The 20,621-nt window shown below is 72.0% G+C and carries 16 protein-coding genes; 6 read left to right on the forward strand and 10 right to left on the reverse strand.

Annotation, left to right across the window (positions count from 1 at the left end):
• Positions 1–7: 7 nt before the first annotated feature.
• From FZ988_RS01740 to FZ988_RS01755, 4 genes are all read right to left on the reverse strand, one after another.
• On the reverse strand, positions 8–397 hold the full coding sequence (locus FZ988_RS01740; protein ID WP_246169083.1) for a DUF6113 family protein: 390 nt from the start codon (positions 395–397) through the stop codon (positions 8–10).
• Positions 394–1,425 (reverse strand): PIG-L family deacetylase, encoded by a 1,032-nt coding sequence (locus FZ988_RS01745; protein WP_149202266.1) that lies wholly within the window; start codon positions 1,423–1,425, stop codon positions 394–396. The genes FZ988_RS01740 and FZ988_RS01745 overlap by 4 nt, the downstream gene beginning before the upstream one ends.
• 19 nt (positions 1,426–1,444) lie before the next feature.
• Positions 1,445–3,355 (reverse strand): translational GTPase TypA, encoded by a 1,911-nt coding sequence (gene typA, locus FZ988_RS01750; protein WP_149202267.1) that lies wholly within the window; start codon positions 3,353–3,355, stop codon positions 1,445–1,447.
• A 168-nt stretch (positions 3,356–3,523) separates the two neighbouring features.
• Positions 3,524–5,401 carry an ABC transporter ATP-binding protein gene (locus FZ988_RS01755; RefSeq protein ID WP_149202268.1) on the reverse strand — a complete coding sequence of 626 codons (1,878 nt, stop codon included), beginning with the start codon at positions 5,399–5,401 and terminating at the stop codon, positions 3,524–3,526.
• Between the two features lie 82 nt (positions 5,402–5,483).
• Here FZ988_RS01755 and FZ988_RS01760 point away from each other — a divergent pair, with 82 nt between their 5' ends.
• Complete coding sequence (locus FZ988_RS01760) at positions 5,484–6,107, forward strand: PH domain-containing protein (protein WP_188078934.1); 624 nt, start codon at positions 5,484–5,486, stop codon at positions 6,105–6,107.
• A 44-nt stretch (positions 6,108–6,151) separates the two neighbouring features.
• Here the strand turns inward: FZ988_RS01760 and FZ988_RS01765 are convergent, their stop codons facing one another.
• The 3 genes from FZ988_RS01765 to FZ988_RS01775 form a co-directional block, all read right to left on the reverse strand.
• Positions 6,152–7,246 (reverse strand): ABC transporter permease, encoded by a 1,095-nt coding sequence (locus FZ988_RS01765; protein ID WP_149202270.1) that lies wholly within the window; start codon positions 7,244–7,246, stop codon positions 6,152–6,154.
• Positions 7,243–8,763 (reverse strand): ABC transporter permease subunit, encoded by a 1,521-nt coding sequence (locus FZ988_RS01770; protein WP_149202271.1) that lies wholly within the window; start codon positions 8,761–8,763, stop codon positions 7,243–7,245. Before FZ988_RS01770 ends, FZ988_RS01765 begins: the two co-directional genes overlap by 4 nt.
• A 234-nt stretch (positions 8,764–8,997) precedes the next feature.
• On the reverse strand, positions 8,998–10,857 hold the full coding sequence (locus FZ988_RS01775; protein ID WP_149202272.1) for an ABC transporter family substrate-binding protein: 1,860 nt from the start codon (positions 10,855–10,857) through the stop codon (positions 8,998–9,000).
• Between the two features lie 480 nt (positions 10,858–11,337).
• Here FZ988_RS01775 and FZ988_RS01780 point away from each other — a divergent pair, with 480 nt between their 5' ends.
• On the forward strand, positions 11,338–13,533 hold the full coding sequence (locus FZ988_RS01780) for a SpoIIE family protein phosphatase (RefSeq protein WP_246169085.1): 2,196 nt from the start codon (positions 11,338–11,340) through the stop codon (positions 13,531–13,533).
• A gap of 39 nt (positions 13,534–13,572) precedes the next feature.
• Positions 13,573–13,917 (forward strand): DUF952 domain-containing protein, encoded by a 345-nt coding sequence (locus FZ988_RS01785; RefSeq protein WP_149202531.1) that lies wholly within the window; start codon positions 13,573–13,575, stop codon positions 13,915–13,917.
• Between the two features lie 139 nt (positions 13,918–14,056).
• Here the strand turns inward: FZ988_RS01785 and FZ988_RS01790 are convergent, their stop codons facing one another.
• Positions 14,057–15,049, reverse strand: coding sequence for a helix-turn-helix transcriptional regulator (locus FZ988_RS01790; RefSeq protein WP_149202274.1), 993 nt, complete (start codon positions 15,047–15,049; stop codon positions 14,057–14,059).
• Positions 15,050–15,153: 104 nt separating this feature from the next.
• Between FZ988_RS01790 and FZ988_RS01795 the strand changes: the two genes are divergently transcribed.
• The gene (locus tag FZ988_RS01795) at positions 15,154–15,570 is read left to right on the forward strand and encodes a VOC family protein (protein ID WP_149202275.1); all 417 of its coding nucleotides are present in this window, start codon (positions 15,154–15,156) and stop codon (positions 15,568–15,570) included.
• Here FZ988_RS01795 and ychF read toward each other — a convergent pair.
• Positions 15,560–16,654, reverse strand: coding sequence for a redox-regulated ATPase YchF (gene ychF / locus FZ988_RS01800; RefSeq protein ID WP_149202276.1), 1,095 nt, complete (start codon positions 16,652–16,654; stop codon positions 15,560–15,562). The genes FZ988_RS01795 and ychF overlap by 11 nt on opposite strands.
• 93 nt (positions 16,655–16,747) lie before the next feature.
• Between ychF and FZ988_RS01805 the strand changes: the two genes are divergently transcribed.
• Positions 16,748–18,109: a DNA recombination protein RmuC gene (locus tag FZ988_RS01805; protein ID WP_149202277.1), complete on the forward strand. Its 1,362-nt coding sequence runs from the start codon at positions 16,748–16,750 to the stop codon at positions 18,107–18,109.
• A gap of 78 nt (positions 18,110–18,187) precedes the next feature.
• On the opposite strand, the gene FZ988_RS01810 is transcribed toward FZ988_RS01805, so the two are convergent.
• A complete protein-coding gene (locus FZ988_RS01810; RefSeq protein WP_149202278.1) occupies positions 18,188–19,213 on the reverse strand; it encodes a 4-hydroxy-3-methylbut-2-enyl diphosphate reductase in 1,026 nt (341 codons plus the stop codon).
• A 135-nt stretch (positions 19,214–19,348) separates the two neighbouring features.
• On the opposite strand from FZ988_RS01810, the gene xseA reads away from it, so the two are divergent.
• Positions 19,349–20,605 (forward strand): exodeoxyribonuclease VII large subunit, encoded by a 1,257-nt coding sequence (xseA, locus tag FZ988_RS01815; RefSeq protein WP_149202279.1) that lies wholly within the window; start codon positions 19,349–19,351, stop codon positions 20,603–20,605.
• Positions 20,606–20,621 lie beyond the last annotated feature (16 nt).

Raw genomic sequence — 20,621 nt, forward strand, 5'->3', positions numbered from 1 at the left:
CCAGATTCTACGTGCCCAGCCCGCCCGCCTGTGGCGCGCGACCCACGGGGCGCTCGCTGAACCAGCGCGCGGGCAGCAGACCGGCCAGGACCGTCACGAGGGCGCCGCCGTACCAGACGTAACCCACCGGCTGCGCCGCCACCAGCACGTCGCCGCCCGGTCCCTCGACCGCGAGGACGCCGACGGCGAGCGCGACACCGAGACCGACCGAGAGCATCCCGGCCCAGCCCGTCCAGGCGCGCGCCACGACGGAGGCCGACAGGACCGACGCGAGCGCGAGGACCAGGCCCCAGGGCATGTGCCAGCGGTGCACGACGGTCCCGACCACCCCGACAACCACCCCGAGGAGACCCATGGCTGCGAGGCGGGCCAGGACCCGGCCGTTGAGGATCGTCACGCGGGCCACCGTACTGCCGTCACACCGGCCGGCCAGGCCACCGGCCGCGGCTGCCAGCCGTGCGCGTAGCGGTACGCCTCGGCCGCCAGGACGGGCTGCAGCACGCCGTCGCTGAGCGCACGGGAACCGAGGACGAGGCCCGCCGGGTCGATCGCTGCCGTACCGGCGCCGGGGGTGCGAGCGACCTCGTCGACCACGCGCACGGCCTGGATCTGGGTCGCGTGGGCACGCATCGCGCCGACCACTGCCGACGCCACCGGTCGGACGTCGACGCGCACGTCGACCTCGGCGCCCGGGACCGCGCACGCGGGCACGGGACCCGCCGGGTCGGGGAGCCGCAGACCGGGCGCGGCGAACGAGCTCATGGCAGCGAGGCCGACCCGCAGCTCCTCGACAGGCAGCACGGACCAGAGCACCACGGGGACACGCCACGGCTCGTCCCCGGTCCGCGCGGTGCCGGTGACGTCGAGCTGAGCCAGGTCCAGCGCGCGCTGCATCACCCGGTGCGCCTGCACGTGGTCGGGGTGCCCGTAGCCACCCCCGGGCTCGTACCCGACGACGACGTCCGGCCGACGCCGCCGGATGAGGCGCGCGAGGTCGCCCGCCGCCGCGTCGACGTCGACCCCGACGAACGCGCCGTCGGGCAGGTGCTCCGCGGCGGCCGCACGGGCGACACCCGCCCAGGCCATGCCCGAGTCGGCGTACCGGGTGCGGCCGCCGGCGGCAGGCGGTGCCCGCAGCGCGTCGAGGAACGTGTGCTCCCCGACCCCCAGGGCCTCGAGGGCGTCGGCGAGCTCGCCCTCCCGGTGAGCGGCGAGCGCGGGACCGTCCCCCTCGAGGTGAGCGAGCCGCGAACCGATGACCTCGCCCTGCTCGCCCCGGGTGCACGTGACGACCGTGACCGGCCGTCCCGCGGCGGCCCAGGTGGCGAGCAGGGCGCCCGTGCTGAGCGTCTCGTCGTCGGGGTGGGCGTGGACGGCGAGCAGTCCCCCCTCGCCCGCGGGCGGGACGACGCCGTCAGTCACCATCGGCTGGGCCGCGGGCGGGTCAGGCGCGCTTGGCCCGCGCCGTCGCGCGTGCGCGCTCCGTCTGGTCGAGGACGACCTTGCGGATCCGGACCATCTCGGGCGTGACCTCGACGCACTCGTCCTCACGCGCGAACTCGAGGGACTCCTCGAGCGTGAGCTTGCGCGGCGGGACGAGGTTCTCGAAGTTGTCGGCGGTCGAGGACCGCATGTTCGTGAGCTTCTTCTCCTTGGTGATGTTCACGTCCATGTCCTCGTTGCGCGAGTTCTCGCCCACGATCATGCCCTCGTAGACCTCGGCCGTCGGCTCGACGAAGAACGAGCCGCGCTCCTGCAGGTTGATCATGGCGAACGGCGTGACCTTGCCCGCGCGGTCGGCGACGAGCGAACCCGTCGTCCGCGTCTCGATGGGGCCGGCCCACGGCTCGTAGCCGTGCGCGATCGACGAGGCGATGCCCGTGCCCCGGGTGTCCGTGAGGAACTGGGTGCGGAAGCCGATGAGGCCGCGCGCGGGCACGACGAACTCCATGCGGACCCAGCCCGTGCCGTGGTTCGACATGGTCTCCATGCGGCCCTTGCGCTGCGCGAGGAGCTGCGTGACGGCACCGAGGTACTCCTCGGGGACGTCGATCGTCATGTGCTCCATGGGCTCGTTGGTCTTGCCGTCGATCACCTTGGTGACGACCTGCGGCTTGCCGACCGTGAGCTCGAAGCCCTCACGACGCATCTGCTCGACGAGGATCGCGAGGGCGAGCTCGCCACGCCCCTGGACCTCCCACGCGTCCGGACGCTCGGTCGGCAGCACGCGCAGCGACACGTTGCCGACGAGCTCGGCGTCGAGGCGGTCCTTGACCTGGCGGGCGGTGACCTTGTGGCCCTTGCCGCCCTTGCCCGCGAGCGGGGACGTGTTGATGCCGATCGTCATCGAGATCGCGGGGTCGTCGACCGTGATGAGCGGCAGCGGCCGCGGGTCGTCGGGGTCGGTCAGCGTCTCGCCGATCGTGATGTCGGCGATGCCCGCGACCGCGACGATGTCGCCCGGGCCGGCCGAGTCGGTGGGCACGCGATCGAGCGCCTTCGTCTCGAGAAGCTCCGTGATCTTGACGTTCTGGATGGTCCCGTCGTGCCGGGCCCACGCCACCTGCTGGCCCTTGCGGATGGTGCCGTTGAACACGCGCAGGAGGGCGAGGCGGCCGAGGAACGGCGACGCGTCGAGGTTGGTGACGTGCGCCTGAAGCGGCGCGCCCTCGTCGTACTGCGGCGCGGGGATCTTCTCGAGGATGGTCGCGAAGAGCGGCTCGAGGTCGGGGCTGTCGGGGAGCGTGCCGTCGGCGGGCTGCTCGAGCGACGCACGCCCGGCCTTGGCGGCCGCGTAGACGACGGGGACGTCGAGGATCGCGTCCAGGTCCAGGTCCGGGACGTCCTCGTGGAGGTCGCTCGCCAGGCCGAGCAGCAGGTCGGTCGCCTCGTGGACGACCTCCGCGATGCGCGAGTCCGGGCGGTCGACCTTGTTGACCAGGAGGATCACCGGGAGCTTCGCGGCGAGCGCCTTGCGGAGCACGAACCGGGTCTGCGGGAGGGGGCCCTCGCTCGCGTCGACGAGGAGCACGACGCCGTCCACCATGGAGAGCCCGCGCTCGACCTCGCCGCCGAAGTCCGCGTGGCCCGGCGTGTCGATCACGTTGATGGTGATCCCGTCCGGCTGGCCGGCCGCGGCTGCCGCGGGTCCCCGGTACCGGATGGCCGTGTTCTTGGCCAGGATCGTGATGCCCTTCTCACGCTCGAGGTCACCCGAGTCCATGGCGCGCTCGTCGACGTGCGCGTGGGAGCCGAACGAGCCGGACTGCCACAGCATGGCGTCGACGAGGGTGGTCTTGCCGTGGTCGACATGGGCGACGATCGCGACGTTGCGCAGGTCGGAGCGCACAGGCATGCGGGACTCATCTCAAAGTGTGGGGAGATCGGGGAGCGCGCCACGACACTGGGCGCCGACCGATTTTACATGCACACACCCCGCACCCGCGCCGGGGGCCGCTCGACCCCGGGGTGAAGGACCCCGGGACCGAGCGTGCCCGTCGTCCCGGGCGGGTCCCCGTGAGACTCAGAAACCGGTGGGGGGCAGGTGCTCGCCCTCGGCGTCCTCGTGCCCGCGGCCCTTGCCGCGTGCGGCGTGGGCGGCCGCCTCGGCCTCCTCGAGCTCGATCTCGGCCCGCTGCGCCTCGAGCATCGCGTCGCGGTCCTGGCGACGCCGGCGCTGCTCCTCCGGGTCCGGGACGGGGACGGCCGCGATGAGCCGCTGCGTGTACGGGTCCTGGGGGTTGCCCACGACCTGCGCCGTCTCCCCCACCTCGACGAGCTTGCCGTGGTGCATCACGGCGATCCGGTCGGACAGCATCTCGACGACCGCGAGGTCGTGGGAGATGAACAGGCACGCGAACCCGTGCTCGCGCTGGAGGTCCTGGAACAGGTCGAGGACCGTCGCCTGCACGGACACGTCGAGCGCGGACGTGGGCTCGTCGGCCACGAGCAGCTTCGGCTCGAGGGACAGCGCACGCGCGATGCCGACGCGCTGACGCTGCCCGCCGGAGAGCTCGTGGGGGTAGCGGTTGCGCATCGCGCGCGGGAGCTCGACCTGGTCGAGCAGCCGCTCGACCTCACGGTCGAGGGCGGCGCCCTTGATCTGGCGGTGCAGGAACAGCGGCTCGCCGATGGACTCGCCGATCGGCAGACGAGGGTTGAGGGACGAGCCCGGGTCCTGGAACACGATACCGACCTGGCTGCGCAGCGGACGCAGGTCCTTGCGCGAGGCGCCGACCATGTCGACGCCGCAGATCTCCAGGGATCCGCTGGTCACGGGCAGCAGCCCGACGACGGCACGGCCGATGGTCGTCTTGCCGGAGCCGGACTCGCCGACGAGGCCGATGACCTCGCCCTGGCGGATCGTCATGTCGACCGAGTCGACCGCGCGGAAGGCCGCCGTGCGGCGGCGCCCGGGGTACTCCACGACGAGGTCGCGCGCCTGGAGCACGACGTCCTTGCCTGCGGCCTCCGCGGAGGGCTCGGCGACGCGCGCGGGTGCGCCGGCGGCCTCCGCGACCGCCGCGGCGGCGTCACGGGCCGCCTCGGCCGTGCCGCCGGCGCCCATCCGGCCGAGGTGCGGGACGGCTGCGAGCAGGCGCTGCGTGTACGGGTGCTGCGGGTTGCCGAAGATCTCGGCAGACGTGCCGTGCTCGACGACACGGCCGTCCTTCATGACGATGATGCGGTCGGCCATGTCCGCGACGACGCCCATGTCGTGCGTGATCAGGACGATGCCCGAGTTGATGCGCGTGCGCAGGTCGCGCATCAGCTTGAGGATCTCGGCCTGGACGGTGACGTCGAGCGCCGTCGTCGGCTCGTCCGCGATGAGGAGCTTGGGGTCGCAGGCCAGCGCCTGGGCGATCATCGCGCGCTGCCGCTGCCCGCCCGAGAGCTGGTGCGGGTAGGAGTTGAACCGGCGCTCGGGCTCCGGCAGCTCGACGAGCCGCAGAAGCTCGACGGCCCGCTCCTTGGCGGCCGCGGGACCGATGTCGAAGTGCGCGCGCAGCGTCTCGACGATCTGGAAGCCGACGGTGTAGACGGGGTTCAGCGCCGTCATCGGCTCCTGGAAGATCACCGCGATCTCGCGTCCGCGGATCGGCCGCAGCCGGCTCGGGGACATGCCGATCAGCTCGCGGTCGCCGAGCTTCGCGCTCCCGCGTGCGCGCCCGTTGGGCGGCAGGAGACCGATGAGGGACATCGACGACTGGGTCTTGCCCGAGCCGGACTCGCCGACGATGGCGAGCACCTCACCGGGCATGACGTCGTAGGAGACCTCGGTCGCGGCCGGGAACCACTCGCCGTCGACGTAGAAGTCGACGCCGAGGTCGCGGACCGTCAGGACGGGCGCCTGGGCGCCGTCCGGGGCCGGGGCCGGGGCGTGAGACGTGTCGAGTGCCACGGGATCAGTGTCCTTCCTGGGGACGCCGGTGCGCGCCGGGGGTGGCGGCGGATGCCGGGTCGAGGTCTGGGAGCATGTGGTGGTGAACGCGACCCGAGTCTTCTCGTCCACGTTCGGCCGGGTCCTGACGGCTGCCGTCGCGGTCGTCGCCCTGCTCGCGCTGGGGAGCGTGGTCGCGACGGACGGCCTGGGTGGCGCGCTGCTGTGGGCCGCGCCGTGCACCCTCGTGCCGGCCCTGGTGTGGGCGCTCTTCTGGAACCCGCGGGTCGAGGTGGCCGACGGCGGCGTCACCGTCGTCAACGTGCTGCGCACCGTGCACGTCCCGTGGCCCGCGTACCGCGGCGTCGAGGTCGCGTGGTCCCTCGTGGTGCGTGCCGACGACGAAGCTGTCACGGCCTGGGCGGCACCCCGCTCGAGCGGGACCGCGAACCGCACCGCGACGCGACGACGCGGCGGCTCGGTTCAGCCCTCGGAGCACGACGGCGCCGGACGCCGCTGGGAGAACAGCTCCGCCGAGCAGGTCGCGCGTGTGATCGCCGAGCGGCACACGCAGCTGGTCGCCGCGGGCCACCTCCGCCCGGTCGGCGCACCTGAGGCGCGCGCCACGGCCGAGGGACCGCGCACGACGAAGCGCTGGAACGTCGCCGTGCTCGCGGCGGTCCTGGGCCTGGGTGCCGCGACCGCCGTGTGCGTGATCCTCGGCTGAGGGGCGCGCACCTGCGCCGCCGAACGCCTCGGCGAGCAGGGAGGTCACGCGCCGTTCCCGGCGTCGCGGATGTTCGTCGGGCTCCCCGGGGGGTAGCTCCCGAGCGTGCTCGTCACCCGCTGGTCGAGGGACTTCTCCATCTTCCGCTGGGAGGGGATGCGCTTCTGACGCGGGTCGAACGCGTCGCGCAGGCCGTCACCGATGAAGTTGACGCTCAGGGCGATCGAGACGATGAAGAGGCCCGGCCACCAGAAGAGCCACGGCCGCGTCGCGAACGCGCTCTGGTACTCGCTGATGAGGCGACCCAGGGAGACCTCGGGCGGCTGGATGCCGAAGCCCAGGTAGCTCAGGGCCGTCTCCAGGAGGATCGCCGAGCTCATGAGCAGCGTCGTCGCGACGATGATCACGCCGATGGCGTTCGGGAGGATGTGCTTGAAGATGATGCGGCGGTCGCTCGCGCCCGCGACGCGCGCCGCGTCGACGAACTCGCGCTCGCGCAGGCTGAGGAACTCTCCGCGCACGAGGCGAGCGAGGCTCGTCCACAGGATCAGGCCGAGTGCGACGGCGAACAGCGTGCTGTTGACACCGCCGGAGAGCTTGCCGATGACCGCGCCGATGACGATCGTCGGGATGGTGATGAAGAGGTCCGTCGTCCGCATGAGGATCATCTCGAGGCGGCCGCGGTAGAACCCCGCGAGCGAGCCGATCGTGACGCCGACGAGGCACGCGACGAGCCCGATGATGACCATGACCTTGATGGAGGTCTGCGTGCCGAGCATGACGCGCGCGAACATGTCGCGGCCGATCTCGTCCTGGCCGAACGGGTGCTCGCCGAGAGCGAAGCCCGTGCCCCCGAGCCACGTCGGCATGCTGAGCGTGGGCGCACCGCCGGGGTTGAGGACAGGCCCCGGAGAGCCGGCGTGCTTCCACCAGCCGTCGATGGGACCGACGCCCACCGAGGTGAACGCGAGGAGAACGATGAACCCGAGCGCTGCGAGACCGACGAGCGCACCCTTGTGCCTGAAGAAGCGCCGCCGGACGATCTGCCCCTGGGACAGGCCGGCGACCTCCTTGAGCTCGATCGCGTTCTCGAGGGTCCCCGTGGAGTCCGGGGCGTCTGGAGCCGTGGGAGTCGTCATGCGTCCAACCTGATCCGGGGGTCGACGATCGCGTAGATGATGTCCGCGACGATGCTGGCGATGATCGCGAACGACGCGGTGATGAAGAGGTACGCCATCACTGGCTCGATCTCCGCGCCGCGGAGCGCGTTGATGAACAGCGAGCCCATGCCGGGCCGCGCGAAGACCGCCTCGGTGATGACTGCGCCGCCGATGAGCGTGATGACGTCGATCGGCACGATCGTCGCGAGCGGGATGAGCGTGTTCCGGAAGCCGTGGCGCACGACGACGACCCGCTCCGGCAGGCCCTTGGCGCGCGCGGTGCGGATGTAGTCCTGGTTCATGACCTCGAGCATGCTCGAGCGCGAGTACCGGGTGTACGCGGCGAAGGCCACGAGGATGAGCGTCAGCGTCGGCAGGATGAGGTGGGTCGACGCGTCGAGCACCTGGACCCAGTAGTTGCCACCGAGGTTCGGCGTCCGGTCACCGAACGTCGGGATCGGCCGGCCGCCCAGGGCGTTGGAGTACGGGACCCACACCTGGAGCACCTGGTCGACGAACACCAGGGTCGCGACGACGAGGGCCGTGATTCCCGCGGAGCGCATCGACACGCCCCGGTCCGGCCCGCCGAAGAGGAAGCCGATGAGCACACCGCTCGCGACGGCGACCACGCCCATGCCCGCGATCAGCAGGTGCGACTCGACGATCTCGTCGAACAGCCCCTGGACCGGGAAGTACAGGGCCACGCCGAGCGCCACCGTCGAGAGCGACGCGAAGAGTGCCCTCCGGTTACGCAGGCCGGCGGAGACACCGGTGATCGCGAAGGCTGCCGCGGCACCGAGGACGAGGACGAGGATCGGGCCCAGCTGCGGGTCCGACCACCAGTCGGTGAGCTGCAGGTAGGCGAGCATCGCGAACGTCGCGGCCAGCCCGAGCGCGAAGGTCTGGACGCGGCGTCGGACCGAGCCGCCGACCGCGAGCATCCAGAGCAGGCCGCCGAGGAGCGCGATCACCGTGATCACGACCCACGAGAGCACCGGGTCGCGCAGGAAGTCGTTGAAGCCGATCGCGCCCCACTGCTTGAGCAGCACCGCGATCCAGAACGAGGGCAGCGAGTACAGGAGGAACGACAGGAAGATGATGAGGTAGTCGAACGAGCTGTACTGACGCAGCGCGCTGACGATGCCGATCGTGACGCCCAGGAGGAGCGACAGCAGTGTCGCCGCGGTCACGAGCTGCAGGGTCGAGCCGATCGCGTGCGAGATCATCGGCCCGACCTCCTGGCCGGTGCGCCACGCGACCCCGGGGTCACCGGTGACGAAGTTGCCGAGCCAGTGGAAGAACCGGAGCACGACGTTGGTGTCCAGGTTCAACAGCTCGATGCGCTGGTCGATCAGCTGCTGCTTGTTGCTCGCGGTGCTCTCGCGCAGGTCGGCCAACGGGTCGATCGAGCGGTCCACCAGCAAGAACATCAGGAAGATCGCCGCGAAGAGCGTGGCAAGGCCTGCCAGCACGCGGCGTGTGAGGAAAGACAGCACCGGAAGGCGTCCTTCGGTCGTCGGGGAGACTCAGCGGGTGATCCTAGACCCGCGAGTGTGGTTGGCCGGTATTCCGCGGGCCGTGGGGGCAGCCGGCGCGGCGGCGGAGAACGTGCGAGGGCGCCGGGTACGCGTGCCCCGGCGCCCTCGGACGGTCGTGCTAGGCCTCGCTGCCCGTCGGGGAGGGCGCGCCCGAGGGCGCCCTCCCCGACGGGGTCGATCAGAGGGTGACGGTCACTCCGCTGCGGAGCCCGCCGTCCAGTTCCAGAAGCCGGCGAAGATCGTCGGGTTGATCGAGATCTTCGAGACGCCCTGGAGCTTCTCCGGGTTCCAGGCGGTGACGCCGGGGAACTGGAAGATGGTCACGCCGAAGGCGTCGTCGACCAGGTGCTTCTCGATGCTGCCGAGCAGCTCCGCCTGCTTCTCCTCGTCCGTGGTGACCTGGAGCTCGTCGAGCAGCGAGTCCACCTCGGGGTTGGAGTAGCCGTAGAAGTTGTTGCCCGTGCCGTCGGCGTTCGTCCGGTAGTTCGAGTCGAGCTCCGTGACGGCCGTCGACTGCGACTGCCAGCCGAACAGCGCTGCGTCGTAGTACGTGGTGGCGTTGTCGAGGTCCGTGCCCCAGTCGGTCTGGACCTGGTACGGCGCGACCGTGAAGCCGGCCTCGGCGGCCGAGGCCGCGATCAGCTCGTACTCGTTCTGGCGACGCGTGTTGTTCGGGTCGAACAGCAGCCGGACGTTGATCGGACCGGCGACGCCGGCCTCGGCGAGAAGCGCCTTGGCGCCCTCGATGTCGACCTCGCCGTACTGCTCGGACTGCCCGTTGACGGCGACGACGTCGTCGTACAGCGGGGAGCCGGGCACGACGCTGTAGGAGTCACGCAGCTCGGCGTTCTCGTTGAGCGGCTTGATCAGGTTGTCGATGATCTGCTGGCGCGGGATCGTCTTGAGGAACGCCTGGCGCACCTTGAGGGCCTTGTCGGCGTCGCCGCCGTACATGGCCGGGTCGAACGCCCCGCCGTTGGTGACCTGCAGGTCGATGTGCTCGTACGTGCCCTCGTCCGAGGTCTCGATCTCGAGCCCGTCGATCGCCTGGAGCGCCTCGAGGACGTCGGCCGTGGCCTGCGGGCTGATGAGGTCGACCTCACCGTTCTGCAGCGCCTGGACCTGGCCCATCGGGTCGCCGTTCCAGCGGACCGTGACGGTCGGGATGGCGGCCGTGAGCTCGCCCTTGTAGTTCTCGTTCGTCTTGAGCGTCATGTACTGCTCTTCGACGAAGTCGGTCATCACGTACGCGCCGCTGGAGAGGTAGAGCTCCTCGTCCTCGGGCAGCGAGGTGTAGTTGAAGTCCGTGCTCCAGACCTTGGAGATCTTCGCGATCGCCTCGGAGTCGTCCTCGGCCAGCGCGTCGACGAGCGCCTGCTTGGCCTCGGTCGGGTCCTCGATGCCGAGGGCGCGCTTCACGACGACGTGGGCCGGCAGGTTCGGGCCCGTGATGCAGGTCTCCCAGTCGGCGAACGGCTTGGAGTAGACGAGGGTGATCGTCTTGCCGTCGATCTCAGGGATGTCCTCGATCAGGGGGACGCAGGAGGACAGGCCGTCGAAGTAGATGCCCGCGTCGATGGCCTCCTGGTTCGTGATGTTCCCCTCGTCGTCCGTCTCGGGGGTCACGTTGTTGTAGGTGCCGACCTGGGCGGCCCACTCGAGGAGGAAGTCGGCCGGGTCGACGGGCACGCCGTCGGACCACTGCGCGTCGTCCGCGAAGGTGTACTCGATCGTCAGCGGGTCGTCCGAGGTCTTCTCGTACGTGCCGAAGGACTCGTCCTGGACCAGGTTGAGCTCCTGGTCGTAGTAGTTGAAGGACGAGTTCATCAGGTAGCGCAGGACCGAGTTGGCGGTTGCGTTACCCGTGGCGCTGTTGATGTTGTACGAGTAGAACGGCTGGTTCCACGCGATGTTCACCGACGCCTCGGTGCTGATGCCCGCGTTGTCGTCCTCGGAGCCGTTGGCTTCGTCTGCGTCACCGCTGCAGCCCGCGAGCACGAGCGCGCTCGCTGCAGCGACCGCGACGGCCGCGGACTTGCGTGAGATCCTCAATGTTCCTCCTGACAAGGATGTGGTGAGCGACATTGGGCCCTTCGGCCCCTCGGCAGCCCGCACTCGGGCTCGCTGGAGCCACCCGGCGATCGCTCACCATGTGGTTGCCGCGACTGTACCCCCGCGAATCCCGGCATTCGGGACGCGTAACAGTTCGGGTTGGTGATCGTTACCTGATCGATACTGGCCGGTACGTCTCACCAGACGAGACGACCCCGGAGGTCGGGCCCGGGCTCCCCCGGCGAGGGTCCGGCTCCTGTCGACGGAATCCGTTGCGCCTATCCGGGTCTGGCCGGTGAACCGTCGTCAGACGCACCGCTGACAGGCGCTAGCACATCGCGGCGCCCGATGCCGGTCTCCGAGACGGATCCGGCCCCGCGCGGGCCCCGTCGCACTGCGCGACGCCGACGGGCCACGGGCCTGTTAGCGTCGGGGAGCAGGTCGTCCGACACTGCCGACGGCGGAGGTCAGGGGGCTGACGTGGGCACTGACGCCTCGCCCGCTGCGCCCCGCCGACGACGCGGTGACGACCTCCCCCAGGGTGACGACGCCCGGCGCGTGCTCGGCGAGCTCGCGATCCGGGCCGCGGGCATCGGGACCTTCGACTGGGACCTCGTCACGGGCCGCCTCGCCTGGGACGACCAGCTGCTCGACCTGTTCGGCTACGACCGCAGCTCGTTCGACGAGACGATCGAGGGCTTCTCGGCCCGCGTCCACCCGGCGGACCAGCCGCGGGTCTCCGCCGCCCTCGCCTCCGCGATCGACACGTGCGGCGAGTACGAGGCGGAGTACCGGGTGGTCGCGCCCGACCGACCAGTGCGATGGGTCGCCGCGCGGGGACGGGCCCTGGCCGACGGCACCGGACGCGCCGTCCGGGTGCTCGGCGCCGCCTACGACCGCACAGCGGTGCACGACAGCGAGGCCCGGGTCGCGCGCGTGCTCGAGGCCACGCCCACCGCGTTCTACTCGCTCGACCACGCGTGGCGCTTCACCTACGTCAACGCCGAGGCCGAGCGGCTCCTCGGGACGGCACGCGAGGCACTCCTCGGGCGCGTCGTGTGGGACCTCTTCCCCGCCGCCCTCGACTCGGCATTCGAGGAGAAGTACCGGCGGGCGCTCGCCGAGCAACGTCCCGTCGTCTTCGACGCCTACTACCCCGCGCCCCTCGACGGATGGTTCGAGCTCCACGCGTGGCCGAGCCCGGACGGCCTCTCCGTGCACTTCTTCGACATCACCGCACGGCGGGCGGCGCAGGAGGAGGCGGAGCGGACGGCCGAGCGTGCGTCGCTGCTCGCCGAGGTCACGGCCGCGCTCACCGGCACCCTCGACGCCGAGGAGGCGGTCGCGCGCCTCGCCCAGCTCGTCGTCCCCGCGCTCGGCGACTGGTGCGTCGTCACGCTCGTCGACGACGACCACGCCGACCTCCGCCGTGGCCTCCGCGACATCGGCTGGTGGCACGCCGACCCCGCCCAGCGCCCCCTCGTCGAGCGGTACGCGAACCTGCGGCTCGACGCCCTCGAGCCCCGCTCGTTCGTCGCGCAGGCACTCCAGTCCGGTGAGCCCGCGCACGTCGAGGAAGGCGCGACGCGCGCGGTCCGCTCCGTCCTCAAGCCCGGTGAGGCCAGGGACCTGCTGGACCGGCTCGCGCCCGAGGCCGTCGTCGTGCTCCCGCTGCGGGGCCGCGGCCGGACCGTCGGCCTGCTGAGCCTGTTCGCCGGCGCGGAGCGCGTGCCCATGAGCCCCGCCGACATCGCCACGGCGCAGGACGTGGCGGGCCGTGCCGGGCTCGCGCTCGACAACTCGCGCCTGTACCGCCAGCAGCGACGTCTCGCCGAGGGCCTCCAGCGCTCGCTCCTGACACCCCCTCCCGAGCCGGACCACATGCAGGTCGTCGTCCGCTACGTCCCAGCTGCGGAGGCGGCCCAGATCGGCGGCGACTGGTACGACGCCTTCCTCCAGCGCGACGGCGCGACCGTCCTCGTGATCGGGGACGTCGTCGGCCACGACACGGCGGCGGCCGCCGCGATGGGCCAGGTCCGTTCCATCCTGCGCGGGATCGCCGTCGCGACGGGCGCCGGGCCCGCACAGCTGCTGCGCGAGGTCGACCAGGCGATGCGCACGCTCCAGGCCACCACGATCGCCACAGCCGTCGTCGCCCGCATCGAGCAGACGCCCGAGGACCTCGCGCACCTGCGCACCCGCGTGCGCTGGTCGAACGCGGGTCATCCGCCGCCTCTGGTCATCCGCCCCGACGGCACCGTCGTCCCGCTCGTGGCGGCCCAGGGCGACCTCCTGCTCGGCGTCCTGCCTGACACGCTACGTCGCGAGACCGAGGTGGTGCTCGACGCCGGGTCCACGGTCCTCCTGTTCACCGACGGCCTCGTCGAGCGTCGCGCCCAGCCGCTGCGCGCGGGGCTCACGCGCCTCCAGCAGGTGCTGAGCGAGCTGGCGCGGCTCGACCTCGACCTCGACGCGCTGTGCGACGAGACCCTGCGGCGCATGCTGCCCCCGCACCCGGAGGACGACGTCGCGCTCGTCGCCGTGCGCCTGCACCCGCAGGTCGGCCCCCGCCCGCCCGAGGCCGGGCCCAACCGGGTGCCGCCGGACGTCCCGCCCGCACCCGAGGCTCCCGCCGGCACGGCTGGTGCGGCTGGTGCGGAGGGCGAACGCCCCTGACGCGAGGGCCCGGGGAGACGGTGGTTCGATGGGGCCGTGATGATCTTCCATCTGGCGCACCGCGACGAGTGGGACACCGCGTCGACCACCGGTCCCTATGCGACCTCGACCCGGGGCGCGAGCCTCGACGAGGTCGGCTTCATCCACGCCTCGTACGAGCACCAGCTGAGCCCGGTGGCCGAGCTCGTCTACGCCGACGACGAGGCGGAGCTGTGCGTCCTGGTCCTGGACGCGGACGCCATCCGCGCCGCGGGAACACCTGTCGTCGACGAGGACGGCGGTGACGGAGAGCTGTACCCGCACATCTACGGGCCGATCACGCCGGCGTTCGTGACCGACGTCCGCCCGGCCGGCTTCGACGCCGAGGGTCGCTTCCGGTTCTGACGCGCCTGGGGGTCGTGGCCTCCTCTGACGCGAGGGCGGAACGCCGCCCCGTCGCATCGCCGACGGCCATCGGGAGACGCGCGCCGGATCACGGTCGTCTCGCGCCGCTGCGACCGCTGCGCCGCGCCGATGACGTGGTTCAGCCGCTACCGGGAGCCGCGGCGCGGAGCATCCTCACCGCCGTCGTGCGCACCCGTTCACGGAGCTCCTCCGGACGCTCGATCACCACCTCGCAGTCGAGGGCCGCGATGACCGAGACCAGCCAGCCCAGGTCCTCGGCGTGGATCTCCGCCCTGTGCCACGGCAGCCGGTCGTCGTCCGCCGTCGGCGTGCCCCTGCGTCCCAGCCGCTCGAGCCCGGCCACGCTGGCCGGGAGATGGGCACGGATGCGTTCCTCTGTCTGCCGGATGCGGAGGACCACCTTCCACCGGTAGTCGGCGTGGACGAGACGCTCCGTCAGCCGCGCCGCCACGTCGTCCCGCTCCGGCGGTACGAACGTCTGGGCGAGCGACCGTGCGGTCTCCACCCGATCGACCCGGAAGACACGCTCCTCCTGCGTGCCGGTGTCCAGCGCAAGGAGGTACCAGTGGTCCCCGCGAGCGATGAGCCCGTAGGGGTGCAGGGTCCGTCGGGACGGCACGCCCTCTCGGTTGCGGTAGCGCACGTCGACGGCCCGCCCGAGGTCGAGCGCGTCCGCCAGGGTCAGCATCACCGCGGGGTCGGGGTCGCCGTCGCGAACGCGACCGTCACTCACCATCGCGGCGAGCACGGCATCGATGCGCTCCGCGTCCTGGGACGGCAGAGCTCGCTTGACCTTGGACAGGGCGGTCTGCGCGGCCACGCCGGGCCCGTCCCGCGTGGGCCGCACGCGGGACAGCCCGAGGAAGACGGCCATCACCTCCTCGCTCGTGAACGTCAACGGCAGGACACGCCGGCCCGGCATGAGTCGGTACCCCCCGTAGCGCCCGCGCAAGGACTCGACAGGCACGTCGAGGGCGACCAGCCGCCTGACGTCCCGACGGACCGTCCGTTCGTCGACGCCGAGGCGGTCCGCCAGCTCGGACACCGTGCGCACGTGCGCCGACTGCAGCAGCTCGAGGAGCTTGAGCGCTCGCGCGGTGCCGTCGGCCATGCGCCCATCATCGCCAATACCGGGCGGATGCGGCCCGGAATCCCTTCTACGGTCCGCGTGTGGCCTTTCCGGCCACGGGCACCGACACGCGAGGAGAGAGAGCCATGCAGCTCACCGCCACCCGGATCATCACCGACGACCTCGACGCCCTGGTCGCGTTCTACGAGAAAGTGACCGGGATCAGCGCGACCAGGCTCCATCCGATGTTCGCCGAGCTGCGCACCGGGCTCGGCACGCTCGCGATCGCCAGCTCAGCCACCGTCCCGCTGCTGGGCGCCGACGCCGCGGAGGCCCGCGCGAACCGGAGCGTGATCCTGGACTTCCTGGTCGACGACGTCGACGCGACGCGCGACGCCCTCCGGGACGTCGTCGAGGTGTTCGTGAACGAGCCGACGGACATGCCCTGGGGGAACCGCTCGCTCCTCCTCCGAGACCCCGACGGCAACCTGGTCAACGTCTTCACGCCGATCAGCGAGCTCCGCCGCCCCGGCACGGCGGAGGGACCCGGGCTCACACGTTGAAGCGGAACTCCACCACGTCGCCGTCGGCCATGACGTAGTCCTTGCCCTCGATGCGGGCCTTGCCTGCCGCGCGGGCCGCGGCGATGGACCCGGCCTCGACGAGGTCGTCGAAGCTGATGACCTCGGCCTTGATGAACCCTCGCTCGAAGTCGGTGTGGATGACGCCCGCGGCCTGCGGTGCGGTCCAGCCCTTGCGGATCGTCCACGCGCGGGCCTCCTTGGGCCCTGCCGTGAGGTAGGTCTGCAGGCCGAGGGTGTGGAAGCCGACGTGCGCGAGCTGGTCGAGGCCTGCCTCGGCCTGACCCGACTCGGCGAGCATCTCGGCGGCGTCCTCGGGGTCGAGCTCGACGAGCTCGGACTCGAGCTTGGCGTCGAGGAAGATCGCGTCGGCCGGGGCGACGAGCGCCCTCAGCTCTGCCCTGCGCGCGTCGTCCGCGAGGCCCGCGTCGTCCGTGTTGAACACGTAGATGAACGGCTTGGTCGTCAGGAGCTGGAGCTCGCGCAGGGCGGCCGGGTCGACGCCGGCCTTGGCGAGGCGGTCCTGGGCCGCGAAGAGCGTCGACCCCTCGGACAGCACCGTGTACGCCTCCTGGGCGGCGGTGAGGACCGCGGCGTCCGTCTTCTTGCCGCGCACCTCCTTCTCGAGGCGCGGGATCGCCTTCTCGACGGTCTGCAGGTCCGCCAGGACCAGCTCCGTGTTGATCGTCTCGATGTCGTCGGCCGGGTGGATGCGGCCCTCGACGTGCACGACGTCGTCGTCGGCGAACGACCGGACCACCTGGCAGATCGCGTCGGCCTCGCGGATGTTCGCGAGGAACTTGTTGCCGAGGCCCTCCCCCTCGCTCGCGCCGCGCACGATGCCTGCGATGTCGACGAACGAGACGACCGCCGGCACGAGGCGCTCGCTGCCGAAGATGTCGGCGAGCGTGCGCAGGCGGGGGTCGGGCAGCGGGACCACGCCGATGTTCGGCTCGATCGTCGCGAACGGGTAGTTCGCGGCGAGGACCTGGTTGCGGGTCAGCGCGTTGAAGAGGGTGGACTTGCCGACGTTGGGCAGTCCGACGATGCCGATGGTGAGAGCCACGGGCGACGAGTCTACGGGCGCGCGCCGCGACCCGTGTCCCCTCGCGCGTGTGGGGGCGGGCCGGATGTCGGTGGGCGCTGGGAGGGTTGGGGCATGGAGACAGCCCTCGTCCTCGCCGGCGTGCTCGTCGGTGCCCTGATCGGCGTGCTCGTCGGGCGGGTCCTCGGCGCGCAGGGTTCCGCCGCGCGTGTGCAGGCAGCCGAGCTCGACGCCGCGCGTCTGCGGGTCCAGCTCGAGACCGAGCGGCAGATGGCCACGGAACGGCTCGCGGCTGCGCAGGGTGACCAGCGACGCCTCACCGACCAGTTCCGCGCGGTCGCGGCGGAGGCGCTCGCCGCGAACAACGACCAGTTCCTCGGCCTCGCGGAGCAGCGCCTGCGCGCCACGCAGCAGAGCCACGAGGCCGCGCTCGCGACGCGTGAGCAGGCCGTCCGCACGCTCGTCGAACCCATCGCGACGGTCCTCGACGAGGTCAGGGCGGAGGTGACGGCGGCCGAGCAGGCGCGCCTGGTGAGCCAGAGCGCCCTCGGGGAGCAGGTCCGTGCGATGCGGGAGACGTCGGACCTCCTGCGCAGCGAGACGGGCCAGCTCGTCACCGCCCTGCGCTCCTCCCAGGTCCGCGGCCGCTGGGGTGAGCTCCAGCTGCGTCGCGTCGTCGAGGCGGCAGGCATGCTCGAGCACGTCGACTTCGTCGAGCAGGCATCCGTGCGGACCGACGACGGCGCGCAGCGGCCCGACATGGTGGTGCGGCTCAGCGGTGGGAAGCAGGTGGTGCTCGACTCCAAGGTCGCGTTCCTCGGCTACCTCGACGCGGTCCAGGCCGACGACGACGCCGTGCGCGCGCAGCGCATGGCCGCCCACGCCCGGCACATGCGCAAGCACGTCGACGACCTGGCGAGCAAGCAGTACTGGGAGCAGCTCTCGCCCGCCCCGGAGTTCGTGGTCATGTTCGTCCCGGCCGAGCCGTTCCTCCACGCCGCCCTCGAGGTCGACCCGACGCTCTACGAGTACGCGATGGAGCGCAACGTCGTCATCGCGACGCCCATGACCCTCGTAGCCCTCCTGCGGACCGTCGCCTACGCGTGGCGCCAGGAAGCCCTCGCCGCGAACGCGCAGCAGGTGCTCACCCTCGGTCGCGAGCTGCACGGCCGGCTCGCAACGCTCGGAGGTCACGTCAGCCGGCTCGGCAGGCAGCTCGACGGCGCGGTGCGCTCCTACAACGACACCGTGAGCTCGCTCGAGTCACGTGTGCTCGTCAGCGCCCGCCGGCTCGCCGAGCTGCGCGTGACGGACGACGAGCTCGAGACCCCCGCGCAGGTCGAGCGGGTGAGCCGGCAGGTCCAGGCCCCCGAGCTCGTCGCGGCGGACGACGAGCGCGTCGTCGCGATCGATGGCCTCACCGGGCCGAGGGAACCCGGCCTGTGGGACGTGGTGCGCAGGTCCAGCTCCGCCTGAGCCAGCGCCAGGTCGGACCGGGCCCCGCACGAGCCGGCCCTGGCACCCCCGCGTGACGAGGTACGACGTGGCGCGAGCTCAGACCGGCTCGACGGACAACGAGCGTCGGGGGCCGCGCTGGGGGCGCGCCGCTGCCTGACCCGCCGCCTTGAGGTCCGCGCGGAGCTCCTTCGGCAAGGAGAACATGAGGTCCTCCGTCGCGGTCCGCACCTCCTGCACATCGCCGAAGCCGGCGTCAGCGAGGCGGTCCAGCACGTCCCGGACGAGGATCTCCGGGACCGAGGCGCCCGACGTGACACCCACCGTCGTCACACCGTCCAGCCACGCCGGGTCGATCTCCTGGGCGCGGTCGATGCGGTACGACGCCCCGGCACCCGCATCGAGCGCCACCTCCACGAGACGCACCGAGTTCGACGAGTTCGCGGAACCCACCACGATCACGAGGTCGCACTGCGGCGCGAGCTTCTTCACCGCGACCTGCCGGTTCTGCGTCGCGTAGCAGATGTCGTCGCTCGGCGGGTCCTGGAGCGCCGGGAAGCGCTCGCGCAGGCGGCGCACCGTCTCCATCGTCTCGTCGACCGACAACGTGGTCTGGGACAGCCACACGACCTTCTCGGGGTCACGAACGACCACCCGGTCGACCTCGTCGGGCGAGTTGACGACCTGGATGTGGTCCGGCGCCTCACCGGCGGTGCCCTCGACCTCCTCGTGGCCGTCGTGGCCGATCAAGAGGATGTCGAAGTCGTCACCCGCGAAGCGCACCGCCTCCTTGTGGACCTTCGTCACGAGCGGGCACGTCGCATCGATCGTCAGGAGCGAGCGAGCAGCGGCCGCCGCGTGCACGGCCGGGGAGACGCCGTGCGCGGAGAACACGACGCGCGCACCCTCGGGCACCTGGTCCGTCTCGTCGACGAACACCGCCCCGCGCTCCGAGAGCGTCTCCACGACGTACTTGTTGTGCACGATCTCCTTGCGGACGTACACCGGCGGGCCGTAGTGCTCGAGCGCCTTCTCGACGGCGATGACCGCCCGGTCGACACCCGCGCAGTAGCCACGCGGGGCCGCGAGCAGGACACGCTTCGGTCCGGGAGAAGAGGGGGTCACCTCACCAGTCTACGAAACGCCCGCCCGACGAGCCCCCGGCCGGCCCGTGACGCCGCACACCCCTGGCCTGCTCGACGCCCCCGGCGACGGACGCCGGGTGCGGGCCGTGTCGCCGACGGGTGGCAGGCTGGGCCGGTGAGCGAGACGAGCACGACCGCCCCGGCGCCCCTGCCGACGCGCGCGGTCGACACCACGGCGGGGCGGCCGTGGCCCGTGCGCTACCTCTCGATGAAGATCGCCGACTACATCCACCGGATGCCCGGTGTGTGGGTCGAGGGCCAGGTCGTCCAGCTCAACCGCCGACCGGGCACCACCCTCGCCTTCCTGACGCTCCGGGACACCGACGCCGACGTGTCGCTGCCCGTCTCCCTGCACGTGCGCGTGCTCGACGCCGCGACGGCCCCCGTCGAGGAGGGCGCGCACGTCGTCGTGCACGCGACGCCCCGGTTCTGGGCCAAGCGCGGGACGCTCCAGCTCGAGGCCGACGAGATCCGCGCCGTCGGGCTCGGCGAGCTCCTGGCCCGCATCGAGCACCTCCGACGCCTCCTGGCCGCCGAGGGCCTCTTCGACGCCGACCGCAAGGTGCCCCTGCCGTTCCTCCCCGGCACAGTCGGCCTCGTCTGCGGCCGCGAGTCCAAGGCCGAGCACGACGTCGTCGTCAACGCCCGGGCGCGCTGGCCCCAGGTGCGCTTCGAGATCCGCGAGGTCGCCGTCCAGGGCGTGCGCGCCGTCCCCGAGGTCACCGCGGCGATCGCCGAGCTCGACGCGGACCCGGCGGTCGAGGTCATCGTCGTCGCGCGCGGCGGCGGGTCCGTCGAGGACCTCCTGCCCTTCAGCAACGAGGCACTCGTCCGTGCTGCGGCCGCGTGCCGCACACCCCTCGTCAGCGCGATCGGCCACGAGACGGACGCGCCGCTCCTCGACCTGGTCGCCGACCACCGCGCGTCGACCCCCACGGACGCCGCGAAGCGCATCGTCCCGGACGTCCACGAGGAGCGTGCACGCCTCGTCCAGGCACGGACCCGGTCCCGCGCCGCCGTCGAGCGGCTCGTGCACCGCGAGCTCGACAGGCTCGCGGCCGTCCGCGGCAGGCCCGTGCTCGCGAGCCCGCACGTGTTCGTCGACGGCCACCAGCGCGAGGTCGACCGGCTCCACGCGGCCGCCGACCGCGCGCTCGGGGACGCCGTCCGCGCAGGCAGCGCCGACATCGACCGGCTCGCGGCGCAGGTCAGGGCCCTGTCCCCCGCCGCGACGCTCGAGCGCGGCTACGCCGTCGTCCAGCGCGCCGACGACGGAAGGGTCGTGCGGGCACCGGACGACGTGGCGCCCGGTGACCCGCTGCGCGTGCGCGTGGCGGGTGGCGAGATCCCCGCACAGGTACGCCACCCGTGACGGTGGCGCACGGTTT

The organism is Actinotalea subterranea (genome assembly GCF_008364845.1).
In the GTDB taxonomy this organism is placed as follows: Bacteria; Actinomycetota; Actinomycetes; order Actinomycetales; family Cellulomonadaceae; genus Actinotalea; species Actinotalea subterranea.

Bases quoted from the DNA above. Each gene is read 5' to 3' on its own strand.
- FZ988_RS01745 (WP_149202266.1), bottom strand. From the start codon at position 1,425: ATGGTGACTGACGGCGTCGTCCCGCCCGCGGGCGAGGGGGGACTGCTC.
- typA (WP_149202267.1), bottom strand. From the start codon at position 3,355: ATGCCTGTGCGCTCCGACCTGCGCAACGTCGCGATCGTCGCCCATGTC.
- FZ988_RS01765 (WP_149202270.1), bottom strand. From the start codon at position 7,246: ATGACGACTCCCACGGCTCCAGACGCCCCGGACTCCACGGGGACCCTC.
- FZ988_RS01785 (WP_149202531.1), top strand. From the start codon at position 13,573: ATGATCTTCCATCTGGCGCACCGCGACGAGTGGGACACCGCGTCGACC.
- FZ988_RS01790 (WP_149202274.1), bottom strand. From the start codon at position 15,049: ATGGCCGACGGCACCGCGCGAGCGCTCAAGCTCCTCGAGCTGCTGCAG.
- FZ988_RS01795 (WP_149202275.1), top strand. From the start codon at position 15,154: ATGCAGCTCACCGCCACCCGGATCATCACCGACGACCTCGACGCCCTG.
- FZ988_RS01805 (WP_149202277.1), top strand. From the start codon at position 16,748: ATGGAGACAGCCCTCGTCCTCGCCGGCGTGCTCGTCGGTGCCCTGATC.